The organism is Pseudomonas plecoglossicida NBRC 103162 = DSM 15088, assembly GCF_000730665.1.
Taxonomy (GTDB): Bacteria; Pseudomonadota; Gammaproteobacteria; order Pseudomonadales; family Pseudomonadaceae; genus Aquipseudomonas; species Aquipseudomonas plecoglossicida.
Genome location: NZ_BBIV01000078.1, coordinates 1 through 6,136 on the forward strand (window position 1 = coordinate 1; position 6,136 = coordinate 6,136).

Here is a 6,136-nt window from a genome sequence, read left to right on the forward strand (position 1 = left end):
CGATCAGGCCATTACCGCCTCAGCCGTTTCAAACCAAGACACCCTGGCTACGCAGGTAGTCGTCGTAGGTGCCGCTGAAGTCCACCACGCCATCGGCGCTCAGCTCGATGATGCGGGTCGCCAGGGACGATACGAACTCACGGTCATGGCTGACGAACAGCAGGGTGCCCGGATAGTTCTCCAGCGCCAGGTTCAGTGCCTCGATCGATTCCATGTCCAGGTGGTTGGTCGGTTCGTCCATGACCAGCACGTTCGGCTTCTGCAGGATCAGCTTGCCGAACAGCATGCGGCCCTGTTCACCACCGGAAATCACCTTCACCGACTTGAGGATCTCGTCGTTGGAGAACAACATGCGCCCGAGGGTGCCGCGGATGACCTGTTCACCGCTGGTCCACTGACCCATCCAGTCGAACAGGCTCAAGTCGTCTTCGAAGTCGTGAGCGTGGTCCTGGGCGTAGTAGCCCACTTCAGCGCTGTCGGTCCATTTCACCGAGCCCGCATCGGGCGTCATCTCGCCTACGAGGGTGCGCAGCAGGGTGGTCTTGCCGATACCGTTGGGGCCGATGATCGCAACGCGCTCGCCGGCTTCCACGGTGATGTCGAAGTTCTTGAACAGGACCTTTTCGTCGAAGGCCTTGGCCATTTTCTCGACGACCACCGCCTGGCGGTGCAGCTTCTTGGTCTGCTCGAAGCGGATGAACGGGCTCACCCGGCTCGAAGGCTTGACTTCGGCCAGCTGGATCTTGTCGATCTGCTTGGCCCGCGAAGTAGCCTGCTTGGCCTTGGAGGCGTTGGCCGAGAAGCGGCTGACGAAGGTCTGCAGCTCGGCGATCTGGGCTTTCTTCTTGGCGTTGTCCGACAGCAGCTGCTCGCGCGACTGGGTCGCTGCGGTCATGTATTCGTCGTAATTGCCCGGGAACAGGCGCAGCTCACCGTAGTCCAGGTCGGCCATGTGCGTGCACACGCTGTTCAGGAAGTGACGGTCGTGGGAGATGATGATCATGGTGCTGTTACGCGCCGTCAGGATCGTTTCCAGCCAACGGATGGTGTTGATGTCCAGGTGGTTGGTCGGCTCGTCGAGCAGCAGCACGTCCGGGTCGGAGAACAGCGCCTGGGCCAGCAGCACGCGCAGCTTCCAGCCTGGTGCCACTTCGCTCATCGGGCCGAAGTGCTGTTCCAGCGGAATACCCAGGCCCAGCAGCAGTTCACCGGCACGGGATTCGGCGGTGTAGCCATCCATTTCGGCGAATTCGGTTTCCAGCTCGGCGACAGCCATGCCGTCCTCTTCGGTCATTTCCGGCAGCGAGTAGATGCGGTCGCGCTCGGCCTTGACCTTCCACAGCTGGCCGTGGCCCATGATCACCGTGTCGATCACGGTGAAGTCCTCGTAGGCGAACTGGTCCTGGCGCAGCTTGCCCAGGCGGGTGTTCGGCTCGAGCATGACTTGGCCGCCGGACGGCTCCAGGTCGCCACCGAGGATCTTCATGAAGGTCGACTTGCCGCAACCGTTGGCGCCGATCAGGCCATAGCGGTTGCCGTTGTTGAATTTGACAGAGACGTTTTCGAACAGCGGCTTGGAGCCGAACTGCATGGTGATGTTGGCGGTAGAGATCAAGTGCTTGTCCTGCGGAGGTTCCAGAGGTGTATTTAGGCCCTCTCGTCCGTTTTGGGCCATTTTGGGGCCAATTCGACTCGGGGCGGCAGCTTCTCCAGCTCCCTCCAGTCCGAGGAGGAGCTGATCCATTTCGCGTAGGTAGAAAGCAACATCTCGACGCTGTGGCCAAGCTGGCTCGCGATGAACGCAGGGTTCATCCCAGGCATGAGTCACAGGGTGGCGTAGGTGTGGCGGGTGTCGTACTGACGGCGGTCACGGATGTTCAGCGCCTTGAGCGCCGATTTGAAGTGGCGGATTGTAACACTTGGCTCGTTGATCCACAGCCCACCTTTGCTCGGCTGGAACACAAAAGGGCTTGCTGGGTGGGCCGGCTTGAAGGCCATGCGTCGAACAGTCGCCATTCGCTGGGCCTGGGTGATGACGTTGAGCGCGCGCTCGTTGAGCGCAACCCCCAGGTGATGCTTGGCCTTCGTGCGTGCTTCAGGCACCCGGTTGACGAGGATCCGGCGAATCGTTGCCGATCGCTGATCCAGGTCGATGTCCTCCATTTTCAGGCCCATGGCTTCGCCAGGCCGGACCCCGGTGAAGAAGCAGAGCTCGAAGAACTTTAGAACCAGCCACCATCATCCTCCAGCTCCCCCCGACACTGCTTGAGCTGTGCGCCGTAGACCTTCGACTGCTGCTCGACCTTGCGTGCCACCTGCATCAGCCAGGGTTTGCTGCGGAAGGTGCCCCGGCTGAAACCACCGCGGCCTTCGTGATAGGCAAGATACTGGTTGTAGGTGTCCCACTTGGAGATGCCCAGCTGCTTTTGGGTACCGGCGGTGTACCAGCCGATGAACATGATCGCGTCGTCGAAGTTGTCTCGCGAGCCGCCATTGCCGGTGCCATCCTTGTACTCACCCCAGACTGGATCTTGGGCTTGTGCATAACCGTAGGCAGAGCTGACACGGCCCCAGGGAATTACCCACAGCAAGTAATCCCGAGGTGGCAATGCATCGTGAACGAAGCTGCTTTCCTGTTTCATGATTGCCATCGCCACATGTTGCGGCGTGCCGTATTGCTGTTGCATCTCCAGCGAGTCTTCATACCAGTCGGGGTATTCGCGGAAGATATTGCACAGGTTGTTTTGATCTTTAGGTGGCGCAGTGGCGCAACCTGCCGTGATCACGCCTACCAGTATCAACGCCCAGAATCGCCCTTTGTTCATCCATCGCCCCAGCAAAAAATGAGGGCTTATTGTGCCCTTCGAACACACGCAGAGCCTGACTCGAAGCAGCTTGCGGTGAAAAAGGGCGTGATGGTGTCAGATTTTCTCAACCTCTGGTAGGTAGCGGCACTGGGGCAACTCGACTTTGCCCCGCAATGCGATACGGCTGTTATTCGCAGGGTGTGACGATCATGGCTTTCTCCATGCATGCACCGCCCTCCGAGGCCGGATGCGGCATGGTGAGTTGGTACAGGAGTTGCTGAGGGAGTAGAGCTGATTATGCGGAGAACACGGAAATGCTCCCGATTGACCACTGGATTATGTTCTTCGCATTAGCAGTCGTACTGCCCGTGGATGTGGTTGCGGTCGTCCTCTACCTCAGGTTTGCGCCATGACGCCCAGGTGCGGGCCTCAATGGACCCTGAAACGGGTCCACTCAATAGTGGCAATTGGACTTCATCACCCGATCCTCAGGTGGACCCCGATCGCCCGACCATTCCTGATCCCGATGATGATCCGCTCGTGAGTGAAGAGGAGGGCGGGGGTAGGGATCCGGCTTTGAATGAAGACCAGCCCAGGGAGTGAGGGTGGTTTCGACGAGAGCGCGAGCGCGGCCCTGAGGGTGTGTTTGTCACGAACTGTAAAGGGTCGTATAAAGTGCAAAACCTCCATTACGCAAGGAAACACCCATGGCGACGCGTCGATTTACCGTTGCATGCACTTCGATCGCACTGGTGCTGGGCCTTGGCCCGGCATTCGCCGATCCTGGCAAAGGAAAAGGTCAGGGTCACGGGAATTCGGGCGACCACAAGGAAAGTGTCAAACACGACGACTACCATGGAGGGCCTTCGATAAATCGTGGCGATGTGCTACGCATTGTCAATGGTTACACCAGCTACTGGACCCCGGGCTCTGCATTACCGCCAGGTATCAAAAAGAACCTCGCTCGCGGCAAGCCGCTGCCGCCGGGTATTGCAAAGAAACTCGATGGCAGGTTGATCAGCCAGTTGCCTTACTATGAGGGTTACCAGTGGATGCAAGCGGGCGCGGACTTGATCCTTGTTGCAGTTGCTACCGGGATCATCTACGAAGTCCTCGACCGGGCGCTGGATTGACCCTGGCGCCGACATAGCGAACATGTATATTGCCCCAACATTTCCTGAGGGTAATATGTGTTGAAGAATAAAACCAAAACAAGGGCGTCACGCAGTCGCTATCTTTGATCGACTTTATTGACGGGGGAGCAGGAGAGTGCCGCGTGAAGCGCTCAAGATCGCTACCTGGCGCAATATTGATGTCTGCTTTCGCAACAATCTTCGTGGCGGGATGTGCACAAAACCCTGATGTACGCGAGGGCCATGATTACACATCCGGCACCACCCAAAGAAGCACACCTGACTATCTGGGATGTGTAAAAAGCGAATTGGAGGGCAGTGCGACGACGTACGAAGTCGGTGCGGGCGATTCAATCAAGCTGTATGTCGACAGTACCGACCCCACCAAGGCCAACGGCTTGGTAGAACTGCAGGGCAGCGGAGCACAACGGCAGTTCACTGCCTATCAGCGGGATGCCTGGTATGACCATGGACGTCTGCTGGACGCTGCGCTGATGTGCAAGAAGGCCTAGCGGTTTTGGCTGCGCAACACTGGAACAAAAAGCCCGCCCTTTGCAGCGCGGGCTTTTTGTGATGGGCGCTGATCCATCAGCGCAGTGAATTCTACGGCAGATGATCAGGTTTGGCATTCGACTGAAGTCTTGCACTGGCACTACATTGGTTGATTAGTACGTTGGCGCAAGTAACGTTAGAATGCCTCACGTCCCTATCGGTCTATTGCAAATGCATAATCTTCGCATTCTTTTCTGCTCCGCACTGGCTGTCAGCCTGGTGGGTTGCGCCAACCCCGGCAAGCCGACGGCCAGCAAGGTCACGGACAAGACGCCCAGTGAGTACGTGGCGTGCCTGTTGCCAAAATGGCAAGCCGTGGCACCGCTCACCACACAGAAGTCCATTTCCCACGGTTACCGGCTGACCGCACCCAGCGCAGTCACTTCCGACGAAGTGCTGGAAGTCGTCGAGTACCGCAAAGGTAGCCGCGCGACCTTCTACAAAGGAAGCTTCCTGTCCAGCGACAAGCTGCGCCAGGCCGCCAGGGACTGCCTGGAATGAACCCTGGCGACCCCTGCGGTCATCAGTACCCCGAACCGCCGACACCGCCCATGCTGGGCAGCGGCTGCCTGGCTTTCGATTGCGCGTCGCTCCATTCGGCACAGGTCATGAAAGCGGTCTTGTCTACTTTGCCGTTGCCGTCGAAGCTGACACTGTAGGGGTGTTTCTGGCCTGGCTTGGTGAGCATGTAATCGAAGCAAGAACCCGGTACCACAGTGCGGTCGGACTCTGCAGCGGGTTTGCCGCCGATCTGCATGACCTGGTCCTTGCTCATCCCGGTAGTCACTTTCGCAACCAGCGGGTTGTCGTGGTATTGGGAAGCATTGGTCGAACAGCCAACCAAGGCTGACAACGTGATCATCAACAGGCAAGTCGATTTGTTCATGGCAGTGCTCCCGTGATGAGAACGCCGGCACGGCACACCATCGCTCCAGTCGGCTCTTCATCATACGCGCTTGCTACTGCAGCCGGCATGGCGTGGGACCACCGGAAACCCATGGTCGATCAGGAAGGGGCAGGAACAGGCCCGGGCAGGGCCTGTCCATCGGGCAGTTCCATGCAGCGCATGCTCTATTCGACTTCTTCGTTCAAACGCTGGCATTGCAGTTGTGCAGCGGTCCTGCTGGGATAGCTGGGCTTCAGGCGCTCCTTGGCCTGGTTGTCGTAGATGTCGAAACCACCACATACGGTAGCCGCGTAATACCTGCTACCTATGCGGAATGACTCCTTTTCGATCGGCACGGCGGGAACGATAACGAATCTTGGTTGCATGTTTCGTGCCTCCCCAGGCAGAGACCTAAGTATTAGTCTGCGGCTGGGCAACCATCAAGACAGCTCATGTGATTTCGCTGGAAGGACGCGACGCAATTTTGAATTGTGAAACAAGACTTATTACTCGAGCGCTGTAAGCGTTTTGTAAAAAAGTTCTCGGCAGGCTGTATGGCGCGTATCCTGTAGGAAAAATCCTGTAGGAAAATTCTGACCTGATGATGTACCGGATGAGCATTCTTCCATCGCAGCTCACTGCCGAGCGCAGGGCTTTCTCCAGTTTCGAGGCGTGTCGCAATACCCAGAAAGGTCCCGTGATCATTCTTGCTTCAGGGGCATCTGCCAGACATTTTCCATTGGCAGAGTTTGCTCACT

The 6,136-nt window shown here is 57.9% G+C and carries 7 protein-coding genes and 2 pseudogenes; 4 read left to right on the forward strand and 5 right to left on the reverse strand.

The features are described from left to right. Window positions 1–28 precede the first annotated feature (28 nt). From PPL01S_RS23975 to PPL01S_RS23985, 3 genes and pseudogenes are all read right to left on the reverse strand, one after another. Window positions 29–1,615 carry an ABC-F family ATPase gene (locus PPL01S_RS23975; RefSeq protein WP_016392618.1) on the reverse strand — a complete coding sequence of 529 codons (1,587 nt, stop codon included), beginning with the start codon at window positions 1,613–1,615 and terminating at the stop codon, window positions 29–31. Between the two features lie 32 nt (window positions 1,616–1,647). Continuing rightward, window positions 1,648–2,232, reverse strand: a pseudogene (locus tag PPL01S_RS23980) (tyrosine-type recombinase/integrase). Beyond that, a complete protein-coding gene (locus tag PPL01S_RS23985; protein WP_016392619.1) occupies window positions 2,223–2,825 on the reverse strand; it encodes a transglycosylase SLT domain-containing protein in 603 nt (200 codons plus the stop codon). Before PPL01S_RS23985 ends, PPL01S_RS23980 begins: the two are co-directional and overlap by 10 nt. Before the next feature lie 689 nt (window positions 2,826–3,514). On the opposite strand from PPL01S_RS23985, the gene PPL01S_RS23995 reads away from it, so the two are divergent. The 3 genes from PPL01S_RS23995 (at window position 3,515) to PPL01S_RS24005 (ending at window position 4,993) form a co-directional block, all read left to right on the forward strand. Next, window positions 3,515–3,940 carry an anti-virulence regulator CigR family protein gene (locus tag PPL01S_RS23995; protein ID WP_016392621.1) on the forward strand — a complete coding sequence of 142 codons (426 nt, stop codon included), beginning with the start codon at window positions 3,515–3,517 and terminating at the stop codon, window positions 3,938–3,940. 179 nt (window positions 3,941–4,119) lie between these two features. Beyond that, window positions 4,120–4,452, forward strand: coding sequence for a hypothetical protein (locus PPL01S_RS24000; RefSeq protein WP_244212787.1), 333 nt, complete (start codon window positions 4,120–4,122; stop codon window positions 4,450–4,452). Between the two features lie 181 nt (window positions 4,453–4,633). Then, window positions 4,634–4,993, forward strand: coding sequence for a hypothetical protein (locus PPL01S_RS24005; RefSeq protein ID WP_028626246.1), 360 nt, complete (start codon window positions 4,634–4,636; stop codon window positions 4,991–4,993). Window positions 4,994–5,015: 22 nt separating this feature from the next. On the opposite strand, the gene osmE is transcribed toward PPL01S_RS24005, so the two are convergent. Together osmE and PPL01S_RS25840 are read right to left on the reverse strand one after the other, a co-directional pair. After that, entirely contained in the window at window positions 5,016–5,378 is a 363-nt protein-coding gene (gene osmE, locus PPL01S_RS24010) for an osmotically-inducible lipoprotein OsmE (RefSeq protein ID WP_016392624.1), read from the reverse strand. A 185-nt stretch (window positions 5,379–5,563) separates the two neighbouring features. Then, window positions 5,564–5,764 (reverse strand): hypothetical protein, encoded by a 201-nt coding sequence (locus PPL01S_RS25840; RefSeq protein WP_028626247.1) that lies wholly within the window; start codon window positions 5,762–5,764, stop codon window positions 5,564–5,566. Window positions 5,765–5,991: 227 nt separating this feature from the next. Between PPL01S_RS25840 and PPL01S_RS25845 the strand changes: the two are divergent. Beyond that, window positions 5,992–6,136: pseudogene (locus tag PPL01S_RS25845) on the forward strand (lipopolysaccharide biosynthesis protein); the annotation flags it as partial.